The organism is Mycetohabitans endofungorum (assembly GCF_002927045.1).
GTDB classification, from domain to species: domain Bacteria; phylum Pseudomonadota; class Gammaproteobacteria; order Burkholderiales; family Burkholderiaceae; genus Mycetohabitans; species Mycetohabitans endofungorum.
The window spans coordinates 1-23,253 of the sequence record NZ_PRDW01000019.1 but is presented as its reverse complement, the minus strand read 5'-3'; the positions used below and the strand labels follow the sequence as shown (position 1 = coordinate 23,253).

At 62.7% G+C, this 23,253-nt stretch carries 21 protein-coding genes and 3 pseudogenes; 9 read left to right on the top strand and 15 right to left on the bottom strand.

Going from position 1 to position 23,253, the window contains the following annotated elements:
- Window positions 1-6: 6 nt before the first annotated feature.
- Complete coding sequence (locus B0O95_RS13920; protein ID WP_146064095.1) at window positions 7-435, top strand: hypothetical protein; 429 nt, start codon at window positions 7-9, stop codon at window positions 433-435.
- On the opposite strand, the gene B0O95_RS15700 is transcribed toward B0O95_RS13920, so the two are convergent.
- Window positions 432-650: a hypothetical protein gene (locus B0O95_RS15700; protein ID WP_146064094.1), complete on the bottom strand. Its 219-nt coding sequence runs from the start codon at window positions 648-650 to the stop codon at window positions 432-434. The two genes, B0O95_RS13920 and B0O95_RS15700, sit on opposite strands and share 4 nt — an antisense overlap.
- Between B0O95_RS15700 and B0O95_RS13915 the strand changes: the two genes are divergently transcribed.
- Entirely contained in the window at window positions 606-1,043 is a 438-nt protein-coding gene (locus B0O95_RS13915; RefSeq protein WP_233203390.1) for a glycosyltransferase, read from the top strand. The two genes, B0O95_RS15700 and B0O95_RS13915, sit on opposite strands and share 45 nt — an antisense overlap.
- A 315-nt stretch (window positions 1,044-1,358) precedes the next feature.
- A complete protein-coding gene (locus B0O95_RS13905; protein ID WP_104078409.1) occupies window positions 1,359-1,721 on the top strand; it encodes a hypothetical protein in 363 nt (120 codons plus the stop codon).
- Window positions 1,722-2,298: 577 nt separating this feature from the next.
- Here B0O95_RS13905 and B0O95_RS15695 read toward each other — a convergent pair.
- From B0O95_RS15695 to B0O95_RS16740, 5 genes and pseudogenes are all read right to left on the bottom strand, one after another.
- Window positions 2,299-2,541, bottom strand: coding sequence for a hypothetical protein (locus B0O95_RS15695; protein ID WP_158249504.1), 243 nt, complete (start codon window positions 2,539-2,541; stop codon window positions 2,299-2,301).
- A 489-nt stretch (window positions 2,542-3,030) separates the two neighbouring features.
- Window positions 3,031-3,123 (bottom strand): N-succinylarginine dihydrolase, encoded by a 93-nt coding sequence (locus tag B0O95_RS17300; RefSeq protein WP_146064092.1) that lies wholly within the window; start codon window positions 3,121-3,123, stop codon window positions 3,031-3,033.
- Window positions 3,102-3,287, bottom strand: a complete 186-nt coding sequence (locus B0O95_RS16190) for a hypothetical protein (protein ID WP_199180527.1) — start codon at window positions 3,285-3,287, stop codon at window positions 3,102-3,104. The genes B0O95_RS17300 and B0O95_RS16190 overlap by 22 nt, the downstream gene beginning before the upstream one ends.
- 704 nt (window positions 3,288-3,991) lie before the next feature.
- Window positions 3,992-4,066: pseudogene (locus B0O95_RS13890) on the bottom strand (ATP-binding cassette domain-containing protein); the annotation flags it as partial.
- A gap of 15 nt (window positions 4,067-4,081) precedes the next feature.
- Window positions 4,082-4,590, bottom strand: a pseudogene (locus B0O95_RS16740) (ABC transporter permease); the annotation flags it as partial.
- Window positions 4,591-4,856: 266 nt separating this feature from the next.
- Between B0O95_RS16740 and B0O95_RS13880 the strand changes: the two are divergent.
- Window positions 4,857-7,148: a patatin-like phospholipase family protein gene (locus tag B0O95_RS13880; protein ID WP_233203389.1), complete on the top strand. Its 2,292-nt coding sequence runs from the start codon at window positions 4,857-4,859 to the stop codon at window positions 7,146-7,148.
- Between the two features lie 109 nt (window positions 7,149-7,257).
- On the opposite strand, the gene B0O95_RS13875 is transcribed toward B0O95_RS13880, so the two are convergent.
- The 4 genes and pseudogenes from B0O95_RS13875 to B0O95_RS16725 form a co-directional block, all read right to left on the bottom strand.
- A complete protein-coding gene (locus tag B0O95_RS13875) occupies window positions 7,258-7,965 on the bottom strand; it encodes a response regulator (protein ID WP_104078406.1) in 708 nt (235 codons plus the stop codon).
- 467 nt (window positions 7,966-8,432) lie between these two features.
- Complete coding sequence (locus B0O95_RS16735) at window positions 8,433-8,666, bottom strand: hypothetical protein (RefSeq protein WP_146064091.1); 234 nt, start codon at window positions 8,664-8,666, stop codon at window positions 8,433-8,435.
- A 434-nt stretch (window positions 8,667-9,100) separates the two neighbouring features.
- The gene (locus B0O95_RS16730; RefSeq protein ID WP_233203388.1) at window positions 9,101-9,949 is read right to left on the bottom strand and encodes a hypothetical protein; all 849 of its coding nucleotides are present in this window, start codon (window positions 9,947-9,949) and stop codon (window positions 9,101-9,103) included.
- 1,067 nt (window positions 9,950-11,016) lie between these two features.
- Window positions 11,017-11,420, bottom strand: a pseudogene (locus B0O95_RS16725) (type 2 periplasmic-binding domain-containing protein); the annotation flags it as partial.
- Between the two features lie 292 nt (window positions 11,421-11,712).
- Between B0O95_RS16725 and B0O95_RS13850 the strand changes: the two are divergent.
- The gene (locus tag B0O95_RS13850; protein ID WP_104078402.1) at window positions 11,713-12,651 is read left to right on the top strand and encodes an NAD-dependent protein deacetylase; all 939 of its coding nucleotides are present in this window, start codon (window positions 11,713-11,715) and stop codon (window positions 12,649-12,651) included.
- A 371-nt stretch (window positions 12,652-13,022) separates the two neighbouring features.
- Here the strand turns inward: B0O95_RS13850 and B0O95_RS13845 are convergent, their stop codons facing one another.
- On the bottom strand, window positions 13,023-13,532 hold the full coding sequence (locus B0O95_RS13845; RefSeq protein WP_104078401.1) for a GNAT family N-acetyltransferase: 510 nt from the start codon (window positions 13,530-13,532) through the stop codon (window positions 13,023-13,025).
- A gap of 209 nt (window positions 13,533-13,741) precedes the next feature.
- Window positions 13,742-15,655 carry a propionate catabolism operon regulatory protein PrpR gene (gene prpR / locus B0O95_RS13840; protein ID WP_370641777.1) on the bottom strand — a complete coding sequence of 638 codons (1,914 nt, stop codon included), beginning with the start codon at window positions 15,653-15,655 and terminating at the stop codon, window positions 13,742-13,744.
- A 227-nt stretch (window positions 15,656-15,882) separates the two neighbouring features.
- On the opposite strand from prpR, the gene prpB reads away from it, so the two are divergent.
- From prpB to prpF, 4 genes are read left to right on the top strand one after another with little or no spacing between them, the layout of a single operon-like run.
- Window positions 15,883-16,779 (top strand): methylisocitrate lyase, encoded by an 897-nt coding sequence (prpB, locus tag B0O95_RS13835; protein WP_104078399.1) that lies wholly within the window; start codon window positions 15,883-15,885, stop codon window positions 16,777-16,779.
- A gap of 29 nt (window positions 16,780-16,808) precedes the next feature.
- A complete protein-coding gene (gene prpC, locus B0O95_RS13830; RefSeq protein WP_104078398.1) occupies window positions 16,809-17,978 on the top strand; it encodes a bifunctional 2-methylcitrate synthase/citrate synthase in 1,170 nt (389 codons plus the stop codon).
- A gap of 5 nt (window positions 17,979-17,983) precedes the next feature.
- Window positions 17,984-20,581 carry a Fe/S-dependent 2-methylisocitrate dehydratase AcnD gene (gene acnD, locus B0O95_RS13825; RefSeq protein WP_104078420.1) on the top strand — a complete coding sequence of 866 codons (2,598 nt, stop codon included), beginning with the start codon at window positions 17,984-17,986 and terminating at the stop codon, window positions 20,579-20,581.
- Window positions 20,582-20,596: 15 nt separating this feature from the next.
- Complete coding sequence (prpF, locus tag B0O95_RS13820; protein ID WP_104078397.1) at window positions 20,597-21,793, top strand: 2-methylaconitate cis-trans isomerase PrpF; 1,197 nt, start codon at window positions 20,597-20,599, stop codon at window positions 21,791-21,793.
- A 159-nt stretch (window positions 21,794-21,952) separates the two neighbouring features.
- Here prpF and B0O95_RS13815 read toward each other — a convergent pair whose 3' ends face one another.
- The 3 genes from B0O95_RS13815 to B0O95_RS16720 form a co-directional block, all read right to left on the bottom strand.
- Window positions 21,953-22,423, bottom strand: coding sequence for a hypothetical protein (locus tag B0O95_RS13815; RefSeq protein ID WP_370641778.1), 471 nt, complete (start codon window positions 22,421-22,423; stop codon window positions 21,953-21,955).
- A gap of 119 nt (window positions 22,424-22,542) precedes the next feature.
- The gene (locus B0O95_RS15680; protein WP_146064090.1) at window positions 22,543-22,758 is read right to left on the bottom strand and encodes a hypothetical protein; all 216 of its coding nucleotides are present in this window, start codon (window positions 22,756-22,758) and stop codon (window positions 22,543-22,545) included.
- Between the two features lie 234 nt (window positions 22,759-22,992).
- The coding region (locus B0O95_RS16720) for a thioesterase domain-containing protein (RefSeq protein WP_233203385.1) at window positions 22,993-23,253 on the bottom strand (261 nt) is incomplete at its 5' end.

Genomic DNA, 23,253 nt, shown 5'->3' with positions numbered 1-23,253 from the left:
AAACGATTGTCCGCTTCCGACCCGCTCGTGCACAACTACCACAATGTGCTATCTCCATCGATCCTGCATGTGATCGATCGATACCGTTCGAGCCTGGGCTATACGACCTATCTGACCTGTCATGACTATCATCTGGTCCACTATAATCCCACGCTGCTGCGGTACGAAAACGGCATCGCCAACGCGTTTCCCATCGAATCGCTCGGTACGTTGCATGCGCTGATCACCCGCGCAAGTCCGAGAGGCGCGGTGCACGATGCATTGAAAAAGCTTTACTGGCATTCGACCAGGCTGCTGTGTCATCCCGCCCGAGTGTTCGATCTGCTGTTGTGCCCGAGCCGGTACATGGAGCAAGCACTGCACCGCGCCGGCATCATGAACACGTCGCTGCTGCCCAACCCAATTGACGCGGACATGCCCATATGCGCGCCCTAGCCGATCCACGCGAGCCGCATCAACCTAGCATTCGCCGGCCGCATCGCGGCGGAAAAGGGCTGAACGAGTTCATCGCGCTGGCATGCGCCACGCAATTCGCATAGCTTAATAAGCTGACGATTTTCGGCGACGGGCCGGAACGTGCCGCGCTCGAGGAGCGCAACGCCGATTTGTTTTGTGCCGGGCGGCTCGAATTCCGCGGCAGGCGTCCCCATCGCGCACTCCTGACCGAATTGCGCGAGACCGCGCATGCCATGGTGCTGCCGTCGATCTGCGCAGAAAATGCGCCGCTGTCGATCGTCGAGGCGGCCATGCTCGGGTTGCCGGTGCTCGTGCACGACATCGGCAGCCTGTCGATGTTCGGCGACGAAATCGGCAATAAGTTCAAGTATCGCTGCGATACGGCGAGCTACCGCGCGGCGCTCGACGCGCTGATACGGCATCTCGGCCAGCCGAATCGCCGCTATGACGTCGCTGAATACCACCCGCAGCGGTACGCGCAGCGACTCGCCACCGCGCTGCGCCTGGAGCGGAGCAACGAACAAGCGAAAGCCACGCACGCGGACAGCCTGGTCGCCACGGACGGCGGCGCATTCCCCATCGGGTAGGACGGCCCGTTTCACAGCCTGTCCAACGGCTGCACATACTGGCCGCCGCTTGCATTTTTGCGGTCGCCGCTTGCATGGCAACTGCTGCAGTGCAATGCTAATCCCTCGTCCCGGCGCAGCTTGGCGCAAGGCGGTTCCCGCGTCGCGCCATCGTCTTGTTCAACGCCGCATGGGTACGTCCGCTGCCGCGCCACGCAGCAGGATGCTGCATTGCAGCATTGAAACCTTCCCACAAGCCGCCTAAAGTCAATTCAGGCGCACACATGCCGTGTGCCGCCTATAACGTGACAAGTCGGATACTTAGAGGAGCAGATCATGCGGCTCACGACTCACCTCTTGCGGCACGAGAACCACTTCGAGTTGCGACATGCAACGATGCCGACGTATATCGTAAGCTACCTATTCCCCGTGGTGCTGTTGTTCTATGAAGTATGGCGGGTAGGCTCTTGGATATCCGGGCACGGCATGAACTTTGCCAACTTCAGTTCAATGGGGTACGAATACACTGTGATGCTCGCCTGGTTCGGACTGCAGGTGACAATCGAGATTGTGTTTCTGATCGGTGCGGCGCTCAGCCGCCATCACGACTTCGGACATCGCATCGCCAATTTGCTGTGCGGCGTGTTTTGCTCTGCCGTCGTCCTGTTGTTCGATTTCGGCCTACAGCACTGGATGTGACCGAAGCGGCCGCCCGTCGTTGCGGCTGCGCTAAAAATGCCCGTGTCTTGCGCGCGAGGCATTTAAGCGCTCTAGCAGTGGAAGAGCGGTGCTAGAACTTGATACCTATAGGTCGAACCTTGAAAGTCAACAACGAAAATAATTTGTTGATTCGAGCACCGTTTGCCGATTTATGCATCGATTTATTTACGAAGGCATAGTCGTTCACTGTCCAATTTCTTGGGTCCAGTTCACTAGTGAATGCGCCCCGCCGGGCGCACACAAAAAAACGCACGGCTCGCAGCCGTGCGTCCATTCGCGACCCGGAATCGTCTGGCGCGCTCCGTAGCCCACGTCTCTCAGGTTCCAACTCCACCCTCTCTATCGAGATAGTTATTTGCCGCCAACAATTTAATGTATCAGTGGTTTGACGCACTGTAAAGGGCTAATTTCGGTGTCCCAACCTCACGGCCATCTTGCGAACAGCGATGGGCGGGATTGATGTTTGTGGTACCGGGACGCCAGATACTCGATTGACCGCTAAATAGCACGGCGGCAAGAAGATCTGTCGTCATGCGGCCCGTATGCCGGCGCTTACCTAAAGATCGAACAAGAACGTATCCGGCTCGGTGTTATCGACCTGTACGATCATCAGTACGGCGCGCATCCCGATTTCCACGACAGAATTCGGGAAAACGATCCGCCCCACCGATTGTGGCACTGTGTAGCCACCCCATGGAACACCGGCGGCGCCGCGCCCACACAGGCGGCCTGGCCGGCCAGTACCTGCCACAGCGCATGCATCGGCTGCGCAAAGCGCGACAAGTCGTTCTGGCCCCAACGGTCTGACCTTGCCTAACTCAAGCATGCACAAGCGCGCGGCGCAGTGAGCAGCCGTGCCCAAGCAGCGCGATTGGTGCTGGGCTGAAACGCGACTTTTTCGTAGACAGACGCCCCGCTCGCCGTATGCAGATTGAAGTGCCAGCGAACACCAGTATGCACCTCGGCAAAAACGCTTGCTGCACGTTTGAGCCGCGCCGCGCGCAGCGCACATACGTCAGCGACCCGTTGCTACACTAGCTCGATCGGTGCAGTCTCGTCGCTATGGATGCCGCACAACACCAACACGGAGGAAACCAATCCGTCGCCGAGGGAACCGCCCGCAGCGGACGCCATCGTCAGCACTCCATGATCGATCCAGTATCAGCGAATATGAATGGCCAGTCTTCCTTCGCGCTCGACGGGCACTTCGCCCTGCAGCGTCAGCGCAAGCGGATCGAACAGCCACGCCGGCTCAGCGCTGGAAGTCATGGACGGACCCGAGATTGAGTCACTGCATAAGTTCATTGAGCGCGGTACAGCATTGCACCAGCAGTTGCGGATCGCCGAGATCGTCGGCGTTCAGACGATCGCGATAGTGCATCTCGACTCCGCGTTCAGTTGCGCATACAACTTGTCTTCCCTCCACAGCGATGGCTTCACTTCATCGATCTTCCGCGCGGTCAACACGAGCAGGTAAGGCGCTAGCGCGAAAATGGGGACCCTCACTTGATCGACGGTATCGCGGGTCACTTGGATGCTGGTCATGGTGACTCCTCGATTGCAGTCGAATAAAAACATCTTAGATGGTGGCCAATACAACACCTTTCTCCTACGCGAGCCGTTTTATCGGTTTCCTTGGACGGTCCAGCGCGCCACTTCGCCGGCAGCCCGCCGGATTCGTGGTTAGCGCGTCGCGCCCGTGGCGTCGGCGTCAGAATCACGGATATCGACATTGCACACCAGCGAGGATCGGGAATGTCTGACAGATTTTCAGTCCGCCATTGCGGAGCAAAGCCACCGATCGTGGCCGACTCCGCCGACGCGAAACCGCGAACGGATCAACGCAAGGCGACTGACACTGCTAAGCGTGCGCCCAGCAATGGCCGATTATCCGGGCTTGGCGCGAAGCCTGCTTACCGATCCGATGCAGCCCGCCGCCCCGAGGCCACCGGCCGCGACCGCACCGCGCCCCGGGCGACGGCGCCGCGCGTGCCTGTCAACGGTACGCGAACGCCAGGCGAGCCACGCTTCAGTTTCGACATCCAAGACAATCCTTTCTGGCAGGCCAGCGAGAAGGGCCCGAAATGACGGCATAGGGTCCGCCCGCTATGTCACGCCGTTTTCAGTCGATACCCGGGCCGTTACATTGACGAATGCGCGCCGCACCTCACGCAGCGTCACGCCGAACTTCTCGCGATACGCGTTGGCAAAATGAGCAGCCGAAGAGAATCCGCACGCCAGTGCTGATCTGCCGACGTGGGCTCGTCGAACAGCATCACGTCTGGGTGCATGGCCAGTGCGCTCGCGATCGCCACGCGCTCCTGTGCTTGCTTGCACGTCATCAGTTTCACCTCGTTACTGTACGCAGGCAATGCGCGACGCAGCGCCGAGGACAAAATCACACGCAAGTACAGCTTTAGTTATGGCATGCCATAGGCACGCGCGGCCTCGACTTTTCCATCCGGTATCGCCCAGGTCGCACCGATGAAAATTTTCGTTGTGTACGCACGCGTATTGAGCCTGAACGCCAGCACCGTACAGTGATATCCGCTGCGAAGGAACGCACCGAGCCACTCATGAGACCGCACGGACGCGAGGCCGTAGACACCGGTACAGATCAATAACAGTTTTACGTATAGCGCGTACCGCGAATCACGTACATGAACACGCCCACCGGGACCGAGAGCCAGCGATTTGCCGACACGCGCACGACTGGCAGCGGTCCGAACAACGTGAAACCGATGGCCAGCGACGCAGCGAGCAACCACGCGATCACCGCGCGGCCGAACAACTGATACCCGTCGCGATGCAGGTAGGCGTGCGGATACTGAGCCAGGATCTCGATCATCGCTGGGGCCCGTCGCATGCCAATCGAATAGCGGCGCTCAAGCCAATGCAACATCACCAGGTATCATGGCCAGCTTGCCAACAGCGCCGACGACCAGCGCGACGTCAACACGCAAAGTCCTGCACATGTCTGTGCGGGCGGGCGAAATCGCGCCTTGTCGCTGCACGCGCGCGCCCCGTGCAGCGATAATAGCTAGTTTTAAGAACGCAAGTAACAGGATGACCCTATCACTGCGGACCCGCCTCCGCGCATTGGTCATGCGCGTCATGATCGGGCAGAAGGACGTGTCACGGCGTGGCCGCATTGGCCGCCAAGCACTCGCCGTGGTGCTCGCGGCAGCGCTGGCGTTGCACGCGTCGGCTTCGTGCGCCGGGACGCTCGCGTGCGCGGCACACGACCGTGCGCACGGCCGCGCGGCAATCGGCCTGGTGCTCTCTGGCGGTGGCGCGCGTGGCTATGCACACCTGGGCGTGCTCAAGGTGCTGGAGGAAAACCGCATCCCCGTGGATTGCATCGCCGGCACCAGCATGGGCGCCGTGGTGGGCGGCTTGTACGCGAGCGGCATGAGTGCAACAGACATGCAGAGCCGGCTGGCGGGCGTGAACCTGACGGACATCGCATTCGACGTGCACCAACGCGCCGAGCTGCCGCAGTCGCAACGCGAAGACGAACAATCGTATGCCAGCAACCTGACACTGGGCGTCAGCAGCGACGGACTGAAGTTGCCACGTGGCCTAGTTCAGGGCAACCGGCTGCAAGCGCTGTTGTCGGATTGGACCTCGACGGTGCCCGGTGACCTGTCGTTCGACAAGCTGCCGGTCCCGTATCGGGCGATCGCGACCGAGTTGCGCAGTGGCCAGATGATTGTGCTGGATCATGGCTCGCTGCCGCAGGCGATCCGCGCCAGCATGGCGATGCCCGGGCTGTTCGCGCCAACCGACGTCGACGGGCGCACACTGGTGGACGGGGGCTTGGTCAGCAACCTGCCGGTGGACACGGTACGGGCTATGGGCGCGGACGTCGTGATCGCCGTAGACATCGGCTCGCCGCTGCGCCCGCTCGATGCACTAGCGACGCCCGCAGACGTGATGCAGCAGATGATCGGCATCCTGATCCGGCAAAACGTCGCGCAACAACGCTCGCGGCTGGTCGCCGGCGACGTGCTAATCCAACCCGATCTCGGCTCCCTGACCTTCACCGATTTCGCGAACGCGGCACAGGCGATCGAGGCCGGCGAGGCGGCGGCCCGCGCGGCTCTGCCGCAACTGCGGCATCTGACGCTGGCGCCCGCCGACTACGCCGCTTACCGCCGCACACACGCCGCCCCGCCACCGCGCCCGATACGCTTGACGCAGATTGACATCGAGTCGGTCGGCGCGGTGCCAGCCGCACGGATCCGCAACTATCTGCATGTGCGCCCGGGCGACCTTTACGATCCACACCAGCTGAACAAGGACCTGTTGACCTTGTCAAACTCCGGTGACTTCGAGGACGTCACGCAGAAACTAGTCGAACACGGTGACGAACACCGGCTCGTGATCACGGCGCGGCAGAAGTCATGGGGGCCAAACTTCCTACTGTTTGGCCTGGGCCTGTCGAGCAGTTCGACCGATGAAGGCGGATTTCGGCTGCATCTGGGCTATCGCCGACCGTGGCTGAGCCCGTCGGGACTCGAGGGACGCGTGGACACCACGCTCGGCAGCGACCTGATCAGCGTGCATGGCGAACTGCGCCAGCCGCTGTCCAGTGCATTCGGCTACTACGTGGCGCCATATGTCGAGTACGTGAGCCGCTACGCGAACCTCTATAGTGATAATGTCCGCATTACCCGCTTTCATCTGCAAACCAAACGCGCCGGCATCGATTTCGGGCTGCCGCTCGCGCGGCTCGGCGACTTGCGCATCGGGCTCGCGTATGCGTACGGCTTCGCATCGCCGCTGTACAACCTGCCGCTGGATGAAAGTGGCACACAGTTGGCGTTCCCGGACGCCTATGGCCGACAGTTGAGCATGCGCGCACGGTTGGTCATCGACCAACTCGACGACTCGCAGTTTCCCCGCAGTGGCTACTATACGGAAATCAAGGCCGAGCGTTCGCTCGCCAGCAGCAAGGACCGCATCACCGAACTGTACGGCAAGGCAATGGCCGCGGTCTCGTTCAGACGACACAGCATCAACGTCGGCATCGAGGGCGGCAAGGACATCGGCGGCATTAACGCGATCAATCCGCTCGGGTTCACGCTGGGCGGCTTCCGACACTTGTCCGCGTATGCAGCCGACCAATTGTCCGGCACGTCGATGGCCTATGCCCATCTCACATACATGAACCAGTTGGCTTCGTTCAATGCCGGTCCGTTCCGCGGCTTGTTTGCAGGTGTCACGGCGGAAATAGGTAACGTGTGGAACGGCTTCAACGACGCGCTGGCTAGCGGGCCGATGAAGCGCAGCGGGTCGCTGTTCACCGGGCTGACCAGTTCATTCGGGCCGATCTATTTTGGTGTCGCACTCGCGCCGGGGGGACGGCGTAATGTGTATTTCCAGTTCGGGCACGTCTATTGACCCACGGGCGGTGTAGCGGTGGCTGTTGGCACCTGGCACCTGGCACCTGGCACCTGGCGCACAGGCTCTCCGGCGATGGAGGCGCTCAGGCCACCGGCCAGCTGACAACTTACTCCCATGCCACCTTGCTGAATTGATATCCCCTGCCACGCACGGTCTTGATTCGCTGCGGGTTGGCCGCGTCGTCGTGCAGCTTGCGCCGCAGCTTGGAAATACAGCCATCGACCGTGCGATCCACGCCGTCAAAGCCAATACCGCGCAACTGACGCATCAAGTCGTCGCGGCTCACGACCTCGCCGGCACAGCGCACCAGCGCCCATAGCAAGTCAAACTCGGCTGAGGTGAGATCGGGCACGCTGCCATCGGGCAGGCGAATGCTGCGCGTGGCGCGACTGATCTCGAATTTGCCTAAGACGAGGCGCTCCGGCTCAACACTCGTCTCGCCGCCGCGCTGCAGTCCGCGACGCAGCAGCGCCTTAATCCGCGCAAGCAGTACGCGCGGCTCCACTGGCTTGTGCACGTAGTCATCGGCACCAAGTTCCAGCCCCAGCACCTCGTCGAGATCCTCATCCCGGGCCGTCACCATGATGATTAGCCCATCGAACTGCTTGCGCGCCTCGCGGCATATCTGGAAGCCGTCCTTGCCGGGCAGGTTCACATCGAGGATCACCAGGTCGGGCCGACGCGCGAAAATCGCGTCCAATGCGTCGTTGCCGTGCAGCACGATATGCACATCATACTCGTGCTTGCGCAGGTAGCTGGCCACCAGCTCAGCCAAGCGACTGTCGTCTTCGATCAGCAGGATGCGTGAAACCATGATGGAGCCGCTCAATGGCATGGATGTTTCGCGCGCATTCTACGATATAACTCGACATTTTTCTGCGCATGTCCAAAGGAATGCCGGCCACTCGCGGCTAAGATCGATGCCGGCTTCACCGTTTCTTCTTTATCGTTTCGTCTCCACCGCTTCATTACCGAGCCATGTCCGATCAATCTTTCGCGTCCGCGCTGCCCTGTGTGCGCGACCTCGTGCTGAACAGGCTCCGTGCATAACGTCCGCCTTTGTCAAGATGGCTAGCAGCGCCGTCGCACTGTCTGGACGGCATGGCCCGTCCCATCGCGCTGATCAGGCGCGCCGCGGGCACCGCCTATCCCAGGCAGCGCGCCACACGCCGGTGGCACCGCCTCGAACTCTACGTGCGCTCGCTCATGTAGTGGAACGAGACAACGCAGTGGCTCGCGCAATGCTTCGCCCGGCCGACCACCACGCTGGTGCGTCACTGCTCAGCAATGCTGGAACGCTTGCCCCGGCCGTTTCTGCGCCGCGACTTTGGCGCACAGGAACGGATCGGGGTCGGCCCCGCGCACCACGCTATCGCGCAATGCCACGCGCCCCATCCAATGCGCGATATCGCCACGCCCGGCTACGCACCGATCGCTCGCTGGTCGGCCGCCGACGCCCAGCAGCAGCAGGTGTCGCTTGAATCGCTCGGTCAATTTCAGAAGGCGACTGGACACTATGCAGCCACAATTACGCACATCGCTGCACGTGTCATGTATGCTCAGCGTTAGCTATACGGGCATCGATCGATGGGCCTGGCCCGCGGCTGTACATCGGCGTGATCCAGGAACCCACCCGTCGTTGAACGGCCGCGCGCTGTTTCGCACACTAACGCAATAGTGGCAGCGTGCCCCCGAAGGTGCTGGTGGCGCGACTCACACACCGCGCCTGCAACACCCACACGCGTGCCGACGCTAGCACGGGCCGGCGACGTGCTAGTAGCTTACCGCTCACGAGCTCAGCCGTGCACGGCATGCTGGCTGCTCACTTATCGATCCCCCGTCATTATTGTGTCCGCTACAGCTATCACTGGGAGCCACTGAAGCGGTACACATCGACATCTATTTTAGGCGCTGGACAGTCTGCTGTTAAGCCGTGGGACGGTAAACGTCTATATCGTTCCGGATAATAATTGGTTGAAACGATCCGCGTAGTCTGCGTCGCCCGCGCCTTGCTGTACCACCGTGGGCACCACTTCGGCAGCCAGCCGCTCGAGTGCCTCGACCACGCGAAATGTCGTCTCCGCCACTTCATGCAACGGTGCGCCCGTCGGCTCTAAAATATTACGCATTCTCGGGACGAGCTCGTAGACAGCCAGTGCGTGCAGCGCCCGCTCCAGCCGCTCAAGGCGGTCTTGCTGATCGACATCACGGGCCGCCGCCCGGACAAATGCATCGAGTTCGCCCTGCCGGGCGCCACGCTCGCCCAAAGCGACCAGGTCCAAACGTAGGTCGAACATTTGGAGCATCCATGGCACAACTTTGCGATGCTGACGCTGGCGAAGCGCTTCGCGCGGAAACAGCTCGGCCGCCACTGACCAAGCGAGTATGTCGTCGTTGTTCGCATCCTCCGCATCGACGATGCGCAGCGCAACCCACAGTTTATCGCGTTGATCGAGTTGATCGAACGCATCGGGCGTTACAGGCACCACCTGCTGTGTATGCGCCCACCGTTCCAGCTCCGTGCGCACGATTTCCTGTTTTTCGTGCTGTCTCATCCGTGCGTCGACATCGAACAGCGTGGTCCACGGCTGCGGCGAACCTCGATGAGGACAAGGCATGGTACGACAGTCGGCAAAATCGGCATGAGCCTCCCGCATCCACGTCCTGAGGCGGGCACTCAACGGCGCCGCCGGCCGTTCCTCCAAAGTGGCTACTGTGTCGCCCGGCGTGGAGCGGAACGCCTCAAGCGGATTGAAATTTGTATCGTGGAAGAAATGTGGCAATACATTCAATCCCACGGTACTTTGCTCGCTAGACGATCGCGTGGTCGGACTAATCGTCAAACTGGCCCCAGAGCGGCGGTGCGCGTGTCTCGGAATGTCTATTGACGGCACGCCGCGAAGAATGGTACTTCCGTCGGGGTGGGAATTCCCATTTGTGTTGTCGGGGCGGGGCCCATGGAAAGCAGGTAGCGACGACGCCCTGCTCAACTGCGACCTGCGCTTGTATTCGTCGGACGGACGCTTCACCGGCGCGGACGGCCATGTTCTCGGACGAGCAGCGTCTGTCCAACCATGCAGCGTCTCCGTGTCATCCTGCTCCTGCAAGTTCGTGGTGTCCTTGTGTGATAGCTTGCGCGGATTGCCGTCGCCAGGCGCAGCCGGCGCAGGCATGGCGTCGCCATCAAGCTTTGGTCCATCTGGTCTGTCGCGCTCGTCAACCCCGTCGTGTTCTCCGCGCTCATCCCGCGGGGAAGTGTCGACGCGCGATACGGTGAACGGTGCCCCCCCTGTACGATGCTCGGCCGACGCGCCCACGTCGCTGCTCGTCGTGCCGCCGCACCCCGCGGTTACTGCCAAAACCATGCCGGCGCCCAGCTTCGAAAGCAATCGACTTGTCTGTCGTGTCATTGTGTCCTCGCCATAAAGAATGCAGCTTCTGCATCGGGTTGCGAGACTGTCACAATCGGAGGTGAGCAAACCGTATAGCGTCGGATAAGCGATCTAAAAAGACCGATGCTTCAGTGCGGCGAGTGATCGCAGCAGCACACAGGCACGCGTCGCATCAACGCGCGCGTACGCACGCGATGATCGCCAGGTAGTATTCCAGAGGGCAGTCAAGCTACTTTTTCCCAGTCGCCCAGCACCGCAATTGCAGCGCATTGGTGGCGAACAACAGCTAATTTTATTCCATCTACAGCGAACGGGTTCAGTTTCAAGGTGCTCGCTACGGCCGGACCAGGGCAACATCGGCAGCCTCGTAACAAACACGGACACACGCGCCGATGCAAAGTTGCTTGGGCCGCAGGCGCGCGACACGCTCGCGCTGGTGGTGACCAGTCATTGCTCGGACTTGTTTGCCATTACTTAGTCCAGACCACCGACACGCGCTTCACGCCGGCAATCGTCTTCTTGACGGGCTTCACCGTTCTTGCCCGCGAGCGGCACGTCGGTGCGCCTCGGGATGCCATAGCCGTTGGGCACCTTCGCCTGTACGTCAGCCGGCATCAGGTATGTCGATCAGCTTCTTGCCGTCGGCCACCATGATCCCGTTGTGCGACAGCAGCACGCCGAGGTCGCCAGTGCCCTTGGTGTGGCGTTTCACGCCCTGCTCGAGCTTTCAGGTGTCGAGTCGCCCGTCAGGGCTGGCGTGAGGACGATCCCCTCCATCCCAGCGCCGGCCGTGTTCGGGTTCGAATAGGCCACCTTGCTCGCGTGGGACGGCGCCAGCGTCGGTGAAGGTCTTCGGCTCGGTCTTGACCGTGTCGGGTTGATCGTGAACGAAATACGGTTTCGCATGATACCGCGATAACAACAGCATCCGCATGAGTTGCACAACAGACAGTGCACGGCGCTTCGAAAGCGCGTCGAGGATATGCTGCTGCCGCGTCGCTAGCATGGGATCGGTCCTGCATGATGGTCGAGGCGCCATGTGCCCGTTGTTCTATCACACGCGACGCCGACAGCCGTGCCTAAACCCCGTAGAATCGGTCAAAGGGCGTATCGGCCCGTCGCCGATGCCACGCACGGTTGCCGTCATACCACACTGCTTTGTCAGCGAGATGAAAACGTTCATATCCGAAGGTCCGGCCGAAAGCTGCAACGGGGTCGATACGGGTGGGCCGAAGCACACGCTGGCCGAGCAGGGTGACGCGCAGACGAGCCTGCGCGCGCTGACCAGCTTCGTGCTGGCGCATCCTCGCCTGTTCGTGCTAACGGGCGCCGGCATCAGTACCGCCTCGGGCATTCCCGACTATCGCGATGTAAATGGCGAGCGCAAGGGCCGTACGCCCATTCTGCTGCAAGAGTTCCTTCGCTCGCCGACGGCGCGCCGCCGCTACTGGGCCCGTAGCGCGCTCGGCTGGAAAGTGCTGGCCCAGGCCGAGCCAAGCGCCGCGCACCATGCGCTGGCGCGGCTCGAGGCGCTGGGTCGCGTCGAGCGGCTCGTCACGCAGAATGTCGACGGCCTGCATCGTCGCGCCGGGCAAACCGGCACGATCGAGCTTCACGGCAACATTAGCCGCGCCATCTGCGTGAGCTGCGGCCGCGTGCATGCGCGTGAGGCCATTCAGCAGCGGCTCGAAGCGGACAATCCGGTGCTGCAAACGCTGTCGGCCAACGCAGCACCCGATGGCGACGCTCATCTCGAGTCAATCGACTTCGATACGATCCGGGTGCCGGTGTGTGACCATTGCCAAGGCATGCTGAAACCAGATGTGGTGTTCTTCGGCGAGGGCGTGCCGCGCGAGCGTGTCAATGCGGCGCAGGCCGCGCTCGCGCACGCCGATGCAGTGCTCGTCGTCGGCTCGTCGCTGATGGTCTACTCAGGTTATCGCTTCTGCGTGCAGGCGGCGCGGGCCGGCAAGCCAATTGCCGCGATCAACCTCGGGCGCACACGCGCCGATCCGCTGCTCGCGCTGAAGATCGCGCTGCCATGCGACCGGGCGCTGCTATCAGTACTTGCCGCCCTGCCGTCTGTCAACCTGCGCGAACCCACGTAATCCGCCAACCCTCTCGCCACGTTCGCAACATCTCGCCCATCCGATGCCTGCACACGTCCGCTCGATAGGAATAGCGGTGCAACGCGACTATTCCGAACGGCTGCACATCAAAGCACCGGTCGTAGCCGTGCTGCGCTTCGAACCCGCCCTGCCGGTCCGGTTTACCTGGCCCGTGCGCACAGGCACCCCCTTCAAAACTCGCCGAGGCCTCGTCGCGCACGTGCGTGACGCACTAGCACAGCTTGGCGCGTGAATCCGGGCTCCTTGGCGCATGCGTGGCGACGCCGGGACAGGCCGAGGCGCCCAATGCTGCGCCACCGCGGGACGACAAACGCACGTAACGGTCACAGGTGCATCGATTCACGCAACGGTCAGTCGCCCAGCGGCTTGGCCATCGCGACGCGCAGATGCATCGGGAATCCCAGCGCCTGTTCATGCGCGAGCACCGCGCGCATCTGCTCGCCTTGCAGCGCGATCGGCAACTCGGCAAAACCTTCGCTGCGGTAGAACGGCGCATTCCAGCGCACGTCCCGCAATGTCGTCAGCAGGGCTTGCCGGTACCCCCAGGCGCGCCCGGCCGTGCACGCATGCCGCAGCAATGCGCGGCCATGGCCCCGACGGCCGTAGGCAGGATCGACGTCCATCTGTCGAATATGGAACCCACCATCGAGTTCACCGCCGAGCAAGTAGCCGATCACAGCGCGATCGTCGTGCTCCACCACCCATAGCCTGCGTTGCCGCACTCCGTCGGCAAGCTCATCCTGAGTCAATCCGTGCGCGGCAAACACCGGAAACGCGACATGCCCGCGCAGCCGCTCGCCGGCGCGACGCTCTATCGACAACAGCACGGAAAAATCCGCTGGGACGGCAAGACGAATCATCAACGAGCGCTTGAATCAACTCCCACAACAGCATCATATAACGCCCATCGGTCCGACCCTGCTCCCGCACCGCGGCCAACGATCAACGATCAGCAACCAGTGACCAGTGACCAGTGACCAGTGACCAACAACCGACGGACAAGCGTGCTAAGGCGCGCGAACGGCGCACGCCGATCCGGGGCTGGACTCACGTCCGCGCAGGCGGCGCCTTATCGCGCGGCATTAAGCTTGCGCCACAGTGTCGTCTTGCTGATGCCCAACGCCTGGCATGCTGCATCGCGATCGCCATCATGAGCCTTTAACGCAGCACGGATCTCATCCGCCTCAACGTGGCGGCTACGTTCACGCAGCGTCGAGGCGGGCACGACGGAGCCAGCCGGCGTGTCGAACAACTCGGACGCGATTGTGCGCAGCAGGGCCACGGTCAGCGCGACATCGTCACCGACTTCGGTATCGGCCAATTCGACCACGATCCGCTCGATGACGTTCTGCAACTCGCGCACGTTGCCGGGCCACCGGTACGCGCACAGCGGCGCGGCCACCGGAGCCAGCATCCGAGTTGCCACGCCGATATCCGGCACGCGCGAGGCCAGGCGTGGCTCACGCCGCGCCGCCTGCAACAGCAATTCCGCCGCGAGCAGCATCACATCACCAGGACGTTCATGCAACGACGGCAGCGCAATGCTCAAGATATTCAGCCGGTAATACAAATCGGCGCGGAATGTGCCCGACTCGATGCCGTCAGTCAACGCACGGTGTGTGGCGGCGATCACGCGGATATCGACACGCACCGGCTCGGTCGAGCCCAAACGCACCACTTCGCGCTCCTGGAGCACCCGCAGCAAACGGCTTTGCAGCGGCAGCGGCATCTCACCGATCTCGTCCAGGAATAAAGTGCCACGATGCGCGGCTTCGATCAGGCCCACCTTGCCCCCCTTGCGCGCGCCGGTGAAGGCGCCCTCTTCGTAGCCGAACAGCTCGCTTTCGAGCAGTGCCTCCGGAAAGGCGCCGCAGTTGATGGCCACGAACGCGAAATCGCGCCGCGCACTCAGGCGGTGGATGCTCTGTGCGACCATTTCCTTGCCGGTGCCGCTTTCGCCAAGCACGAGCACGGTCGCGTCCGAGCGCGCATAACGACGCACCAGCGCGCGCACGCGCTCGATGGGCGCGCTTTCGCCGACCAGGTCATCCAGATCGTAACGGGCGGTAAATTGCTGCGCACGCGGCCGTAACCGCAACGTGCGATCCAGCCGCTCTACCGCGCGCGATTCCTGGAATGTCAGCACGGCGCCCCCCTGCTCGCCGCCGGAGCCGGCAAGCGGGCCGCGATGCACGACATAGCTCACCCCGCGGATCACGCTGAGTGTATCGCCGTCGGTGTCGGGCAGCGAGTCGGCCAGGTACGGCGCCAGATCCAGCAGCGGACGCCCCGCCGCCTGCGTGGCGCCGATACCGAGGGCGTCGGACAGCCGTTGGTTCATCGCCTCGACGCGTCCTTCGGCATCGAGCGCCACCACCCCGTCGCGCAGGTGCTGCAGCAGGTTGTCCAGCCGGGCGCGGCGCAGTGCCTCGGCACGCGTGGCCTGTGCAACTTCCAGCGCGGTATCAAAAGCAGCGCGCACGCAGGCGCGAGAGTACAGGAATACCGTATGCATGCCGGCGCGGGCGGCAAGATCCGCGACCAGGCCGGGGCCAACCACTGCGCCGACGCCACGCTTACGCAAGTCCTGCACGCAGGCCTGGGCATCCTGCGTCGACCGATACGAGCCGAGGACCACATCGATGCCGTAAGCGTGCGTGAACTGCCGGACCTCGTCAGGAATATCGCCATGCGTGACCAGTGCGACCGATGCCGCGCCGCGCCGCGCCTGCGCCAACGCATGCATCACGTCGAAACCGGTGGGATTGATCAGCACGACCGGCACGTTCACACGCCCTTTCAGGTACGCGCCGTTCGATCCGCCGGCCACCACCACGTCCGGACACATCGCGCCGGCCACATTGATTTCGTGCACCGCGTCTTCGAAACCGCGCGAGACCACGCGCAGTTGCGCACGCCCGTCATACTCGCGGGCGATGTCCAGGAACAAGTCTCGCAATCGGCTTATTCCCATGGCCCACATCCGTGGGCGGGCAGCCGCGTCGGGTTGTACGATGTTCAAGGCCCCATCCCCCATTGGCGATCTTCGCATTATGCGCGCCACATCTCAGAAACGAAATGCCTGATTTCAAATTTGAAACACAGGCGGTAGTATCCGAGTCACCCACACCCTAAAAATCAAGGCTTTGACGCTTCCTTCGGTCATTGGCCCAGAAATTGCTTAAATGCCGCTTTTTTCTTAGAGCAACAATGAACGCACCCCATTCCGCCCCCGCCAGCGCGGGTACCAAATTCCGCGCCGCCGTTGCCCAAGCCCAACCGCTGCAAGTGGTCGGCGCGATCACTGCCTATGCGGCGAAGATGGCCGAGGCCGTCGGCTTCAAGGCCGTCTACCTGTCCGGCGGCGGCGTCGCTGCGAATTCACTCGGCTTGCCAGACCTGGGCATCAGCACGATGGAAGACGTGCTGATCGATGCGCGCCGCATCACTGATGCAACCTCGCTGCCGCTGCTGGTTGACATCGATACCGGCTGGGGCGGCGCGTTCAACATTGCGCGCACCATCCGCTCGTTCATCAAGGCGGGGGTGGCGGCCGTGCACATCGAGGACCAGGTTGGCCAGAAACGCTGCGGTCACCGGCCAGGCAAGGAATGTGTGCCGACCAACGAAATGGTCGACCGCGTGAAGGCGGCGGTTGACGCGCGCACCGACGAGCAGTTCGTGATCATGGCGCGCACCGACGCCGCCGCTGCCGAGGGCCTGGACGCCGCGATCGAGCGAGCGCTCGCCTATGTCGAAGCCGGGGCCGATATGATTTTTCCCGAAGCAATGCGCACATTGGACGACTACCGCCGCTTCAAGGCCGCAGTCAAGGTGCCGATCCTGGCAAATCTGACTGAGTTCGGCTCGACCCCGCTGTTCACTGTCAACGACCTGCGCGACGCCGACGTGGACATCGCGCTGTACTGCTGCGGCGCCTATCGCGCGATGAACGCAGCGGCGTTGCACTTCTATCAGACTGTGCTGCGCGACGGCACGCAAAAGGCCGTTGTCAACACCATGCAGACGCGCGCCGATCTGTATCAATACCTGGGCTATCACGCATACGAGCAGAAGCTCGACGCGCTGTTCGCCGCCAACAAGTAACGCTTGCGTCCGAAGACGAAACCGAAACCATGAGCGAAGCAGACAACAACACGCCGGCAACGAGTGCCTTCAAGCCGAAGAAATCGGTCGCGCTGTCCGGCGTGGCCGCCGGCAATACCGCGCTGTGCACGGTCGGGCGCACCGGCAATGACTTGCACTATCGGGGCTACGATATCCTGGCGTTGGCCGATGCATGCGAGTTCGAGGAAGTCGCCTACCTGCTGGTGCACGGCAAGCTGCCGACCGTGTCCGAGTTGGCCGCCTACAAGGTCAAGCTCAAGACACTGCGCGCGCTGCCAGCGAACGTCAAGGCAGTGCTCGAGTCCATTCCGGCGTCGGCTCATCCGATGGACGTGATGCGCTCGGGTGTATCCGTGCTCGGTACCGTGTTGCCCGAAAAGGACGATCACAATCTGCCCGGCGCGCGAGACATCGCGGACCGGCTGATGGCCTCGCTTGGCTCGATGCTGCTGTACTGGTACCACTATTCGTACAACGGCAAGCGCATCGACGTCGAAACGGATGACGACTCGATCGGCGGTCATTTCCTGCACCTGTTGCACGGCAAGGCACCGACGCGCTCATGGGTTGACGCGATGCACGTGTCGCTGAACCTGTACGCCGAGCATGAGTTCAACGCATCGACGTTTACCAGCCGTGTGATCGCCGGCACGGGTTCGGACATCTACTCGGCGATCACCGGGGCAATCGGCGCGCTGCGTGGCCCGAAACACGGCGGCGCAAACGAAGTCGCGTTCGAGATCCAATCGCGCTATCCCACTCCCGACGAAGCCGAAGCGGACATCCGCCGCCGCGTCGAGAACAAGGAAGTGGTGATCGGCTTTGGTCACCCCGTCTACACGATCTCCGATCCGCGCAACAAGGTGATCAAGGAAGTCGCCAGGAAGCTATCGAAGGAGGCGTCCAATACCAAGCTGTTCGACATTGCCGAGCGCCTGGAGGCCGTGATGTGGGACATCAAGAAGATGTTTCCGAACCTGGACTGGTTTAGCGCGGTGTCGTATCACATGATGGGCGTACCCACTGCGATGTTCACGCCGCTATTCGTGATCGCGCGCACGTCCGGCTGGGCCGCGCACATCATCGAGCAGCGCGTGGACAATAAGATCATCCGTCCGAGCGCCAACTATACCGGCCCGGAAAACCTGCCGTTCGTGCCGCTCGAGAAGCGGGCCTGATGTCGATGAATACCGCTTACAGAAAACCCCTACCAGGCACCGACCTGGACTTCTTCGACGCGCGCGCCGCCGTCGATGCGCTGGCGCCGGGCGCCTACGACGGCCTGCCTTATACGTCACGGGTATTGGCCGAAAACCTGGTGCGCCGGTGCGATCCGACCACGCTTGACGCGTCTCTATCGCAGCTCATCGAGCGCAAGCGCGAACTGGATTTTCCCTGGTATCCGGCGCGCGTCGTCTGCCATGACATCCTGGGCCAGACCGCGTTCGTCGATCTCGCCGGGCTGCGCGACGCGATCGCGGCGCGTGGCGGCGATCCGTCACGGGTCAATCCGGTTGTGCCGACCCAGCTGGTGGTCGATCATTCCCTGGCAGTCGAATGCGGCGGCGATGACAAGGGCGCGTTCGAGAAGAACCGCGCGATCGAGGATCGCCGCAACGAAGACCGCTTCAACTTCATCAACTGGACCAAAAAGGCGTTTCGCAACGTCGACGTGATCCCGCCCGGCAACGGGATCCTGCACCAGATCAACCTGGAGCGCATGAGCCCGGTCGTGCAGGTCAACGATGGCGTCGCCTTCCCCGACACGCTCGTTGGCACCGATTCGCACACGCCGATGGTCGATGCGCTGGGCGTGATCGCCGTTGGGGTGGGCGGGCTGGAGGCAGAAAGCGTGATGCTGGGACGCGCATCGTGGATGCGTTTGCCGGATATCGTTGGCGTGAAGCTGAGCGGCAAGCCCCGAGCCGGCATCACCGCTACTGATATTGTGCTGGCCCTCACCGAGTTCCTGCGTCAGCAAAAGGTCGTGTCGGCCTACCTCGAGTTCTATGGCGAGGGCGCGGCCAGCCTGACACTCGGTGACCGCGCAACGATTTCGAACATGGCGCCCGAGTTCGGCGCCACCGCAGCCATGTTCTACATTGACGAGCAGACGATCAAGTATCTGCGGCTGACCGGGCGCAGCGATGAGCTGGTCGCGCTGGTCGAGCAATATGCGAAGCGTGCTGGCCTCTGGGCTGACACGTTGACACACGTGCAATACGAACGTGTGCTCGAGTTCGACCTATCGACCGTGGTACGCAACATCGCCGGTCCGTCCAATCCGCACAAGCGCGTGCCCACCTCGGAGCTGGCCGCACGCGGCATCAGCGGCAAGGTCGAGCACACGCCCGGCCGCATGCCTGACGGCGCGGTGATCATCGCGGCGATCACCAGTTGCACCAACACCAACAACCCGCGCAACATGATTGCCGCGGGTTTGCTGGCACGCAACGCGAACCGGCGAGGGCTGATCCGTCAGCCGTGGGTGAAAAGCTCCCTGGCCCCCGGCTCGAAGGCCGTCACACTGTACCTGCAGGACGCGCAAATGCTGCCGGAACTGGAGCAATTGGGCTTTGGTGTCGTCGCGTACGCATGCACATCGTGCAACGGCATGTCCGGCGCGCTCGACCCGGCCATCCAACAGGAGATCGTCGAGCGCAACTTGTATGCGACCGCAGTATTGTCCGGCAACCGGAACTTCGACGGGCGAATCCACCCGTATGCGAAGCAGGCGTTTCTCGCCTCACCGCCGCTGGTGGTGGCGTATGCGATCGCCGGTACAATCCGTTTTGATATCGAGCGCGACGTACTCGGCCTCGACCGCGATGGTCACCCGGTCACACTGCACGACATCTGGCCCGGCGACGATGAGATCGACGCGCTGGTTGCGGCCAGCGTCAAGCCGGAGCACTTTCGCCAGGTGTACGAACCAATGTTCGCGCTTAGCGTTGACGCTGCTCAACAGGCCAACCCGCTGTACGACTGGCGCGAGCGCAGCACCTACATTCGCCGTCCGCCGTACTGGGAGGGCGCACTCGCTGGGGAGCGTACGTTGCGCAGCATGCGCCCGCTCGCCGTGCTCGGCGACAACATCACTACCGATCACCTGTCGCCCTCCAACGCGATTCTGGTTGACAGCGCCGCCGGCGAGTATCTCGCCAGGATGGGCGTACCGGAAGAAGACTTCAACTCGTACGCGACCCACCGCGGCGACCATCTAACTGCCCAGCGCGCGACGTTCGCAAACCCGACACTGAAAAACGAGATGGTCTTGGAAAACGGCGCGGTTAAGACGGGTTCGCTTGCCCGCGTCGAGCCGGAGGGCAAGGTCATGCGCATGTGGGAGGCCATCGAAACCTACATGGCGCGCAAGCAACCGCTGATCGTCATTGCCGGCGCGGACTACGGGCAAGGCTCGTCGCGCGATTGGGCCGCCAAGGGCGTGCGGCTGGCCGGCGTCGAGGCCATCGTCGCAGAAGGCTTCGAGCGCATCCACCGCACCAACCTGGTCGGTATGGGCGTGCTGCCGCTAGAGTTCAAATTCGGTGTCAACCGCATCACGCTGGGCATCGACGGTACCGAGACCTTCGATGTGATCGGCGAGCGCAAGCCGGGCGCCGATCTCACGCTGGTGATCCATCGCCGTGACGGCGGGCGTGCTGACGTCCCGGTCACCTGCCGGCTCGACACGGCCGAGGAAGTCTCGATCTACGAAGCAGGTGGCGTGCTGCAGCGTTTTGCGCAGGATTTTCTCGAATCGGCGCAAGCGGCCGCGTAACGGAGCGATACTCTGATGGTTCACTCATCCCAAATCAAGATCCCCGCCACCTACATGCGCGGCGGAACCAGCAAGGGCGTGTTCTTCCGGCTGCAGGACCTGCCTGGCGCCACGCAGCAGCCCGGTGCGGTGCGCGACGCGCTGCTGCTGCGCGTGATCGGCAGTCCCGACCCGTACGGCAAGCAGATCGACGGCATGGGCGGGGCCACGTCGAGCACCAGCAAGGCCGTGATTCTGTCCCGCAGTGCGCGCCCCGACCATGACGTGGACTATTTGTTCGGGCAGGTAGCGATTGACCGCCCGTTCGTCGACTGGAGCGGCAACTGCGGCAACCTGTCGGCGGCCGTCGGACCGTTCGCGATCAGTCACGACTTGATCGACGCGTCACGCATCCCGCGCGACGGTATCGTCACCGTACGGATCTGGCAGGCGAATATCGGCAAGACTATCATCGCGCATGTGCCGATCGTGGACAGCGCGGTGCAGGAGACCGGTGACTTCGAACTGGATGGCGTAACCTTCCCAGCCGCAGAAGTGCCGCTCGAGTTCATGGACCCATCCTCCGACGACGAAAGCGGCGGCTCGATGTTCCCGACCGGCAACCTCGTGGACGAACTGGACATTCCGGGTATCGGCATGTTGCAAGCGACGATGATCAATGCCGGCATCCCGACGATCTTTGTCGAGGCCGAGGCGCTTGGCTACCACGGCACGGAGTTGCAAGACGCGATCAACGGCGACGCAGACACATTGACTAGGCTCGAGACCGTCCGCGCCCATGGCGCACTGCGCATGGGGCTCATCTCGTCCATTGACGAGATCGCGACGCGGCAGCACACACCGAAGCTGGCGTTCGTGGCCCAGCCGGCCGACTACGTCGCTTCCAATGGCAAGCCGGTCGCGGCGTCCGACATCGACCTGCTGGTGCGCGCGATGTCGATGGGCAAGCTGCATCACGCGATGATGGGCACTGCCGCCGTCGCGATCGGCGCGGCGGCAGCCGTGCCCGGCACGCTGGTCAACCGCGCGGCAGGCGGTGGCGAGCGCCACGCGGTGCGCTTCGGGCATCCGTCCGGCACGTTGCGCGTCGGCGCCGAGGCGAGCCGCGTCAACGGCGAATGGATCGTGACCAAGGCGTTGATGAGCCGCAGCGCACGCGTGCTCATGGAAGGCTCGGTGCGCGTGCCGGCCGATACGCTGCTGCTGCGCTAATGCGGCGCAGGCCTGTCCGGATCGTGCGCCGGCGGGCTGCCGGGCGGCACGGGTTCCGGACCGCCCTGCGGCAGTAGGCGGCAAGGCCGACGCGGCACCCACAGGCTGGCCGCGCTGGAGGCCAGCCCGGACGTCAGCCTGCCAGCGGGTCGCGATGCGTCAACGTTGCGCGTCGCAGAAGATCGCCGTCACGAGCGGGCCGACATGGTGGACGATCGCCGGACTGCCAGCGTGTTCGGCGCGGGTCTTGACCCGCTGGGTGGTTCCCATTACCACGACGCCATAAGCCGAGTCGCCGATGGGTTTGCCCCGACCTTGTCGGAACAAGGGATCGTCCTTCTGGTAGCCGACGACCGCAATCACCGAAAACCCGAAGGCGCGCAAGTCCGCGCCGCGTACCGGAAAGAACGCATTGACCGAGTTGTCCTCGACGCGTGATGCCTTCGGGCCGATTAAGCCCTCATCCACCAGCGGCGCAATGAAATCATGGGCACGCAAGTGGCACGCCAGCGCATCATCGAGCAAGCGGCTGGCCATGCGCGAGCCGTCGGCCACGTCCGCGCAAGCCTGGCCGCACAGCGTGGCAAACGCCACACCGGCGAATAGAATGCGGTAGCCGAATAAGCGCATGATTCCGATCAGTGAAGTAGTGCGCATGCCGCGCATCCATAAAGGTGTGCAGTTTACTCGAACCGGTACCTTACCGCATCACGCCCGCCAGTGTCGCGACACAACGCATCGAAGCAGGTTCACGGCGGCGCGCCGTAGACGTACGTGGTCGTGTCCGGCCCCCATGCACCGGCACGAGCCACTACGCGCTGCTGCACGCGTTCACCGACTGCCATACCTTGCAGCGGGCCACCATCGAGCCGGACGAGCGACGCTATTCTCGCCCCACGATCCGGCAAGTGGAGAACCGCACAATCGATCTCGCTGCGCCAAATGCTGGCCAGCCCTTGTCTCACGCAAAGTCATATTGACTTACCCTGGATGAAACCGGTTGCTTACAAAAACGCGGCGGGAGACAGCACCGCCTTACAACCTGCCCGACGTTCAAGTGTGTCACCATTCGCAGCTTCGCTCCGCCTGGGACCATTTGTGTCGAATGCGCTCATGCACAGCTAAGTCGCGGTCGCTCCTGTGCGAGCGACACGACACGCACCTCGACCAGCTTCACCGCCTCGACTTTAAGTGCTTTGCTAAACTGCCTTATCGTCTTCGTTCACTTTTTGCGCCTGCTGGCTCTCCCATTTGTCTAGCTTACAAGCTAGGATGGAAGCAATCGTGGCCGTGGGCTCTGGCTTAAGCATTTCTCCGTGGCGACAGTGAACGTCATGAACCTCTATCTCCCCGAGCACATACGGTTTCCACGCATCAGGCGTGACTAGTGTTTCACATCCCGCCTCCGCTACCGTGGCTCGAAACAATAGCGCATTACCGCCGTACTGTGATGGAGAATA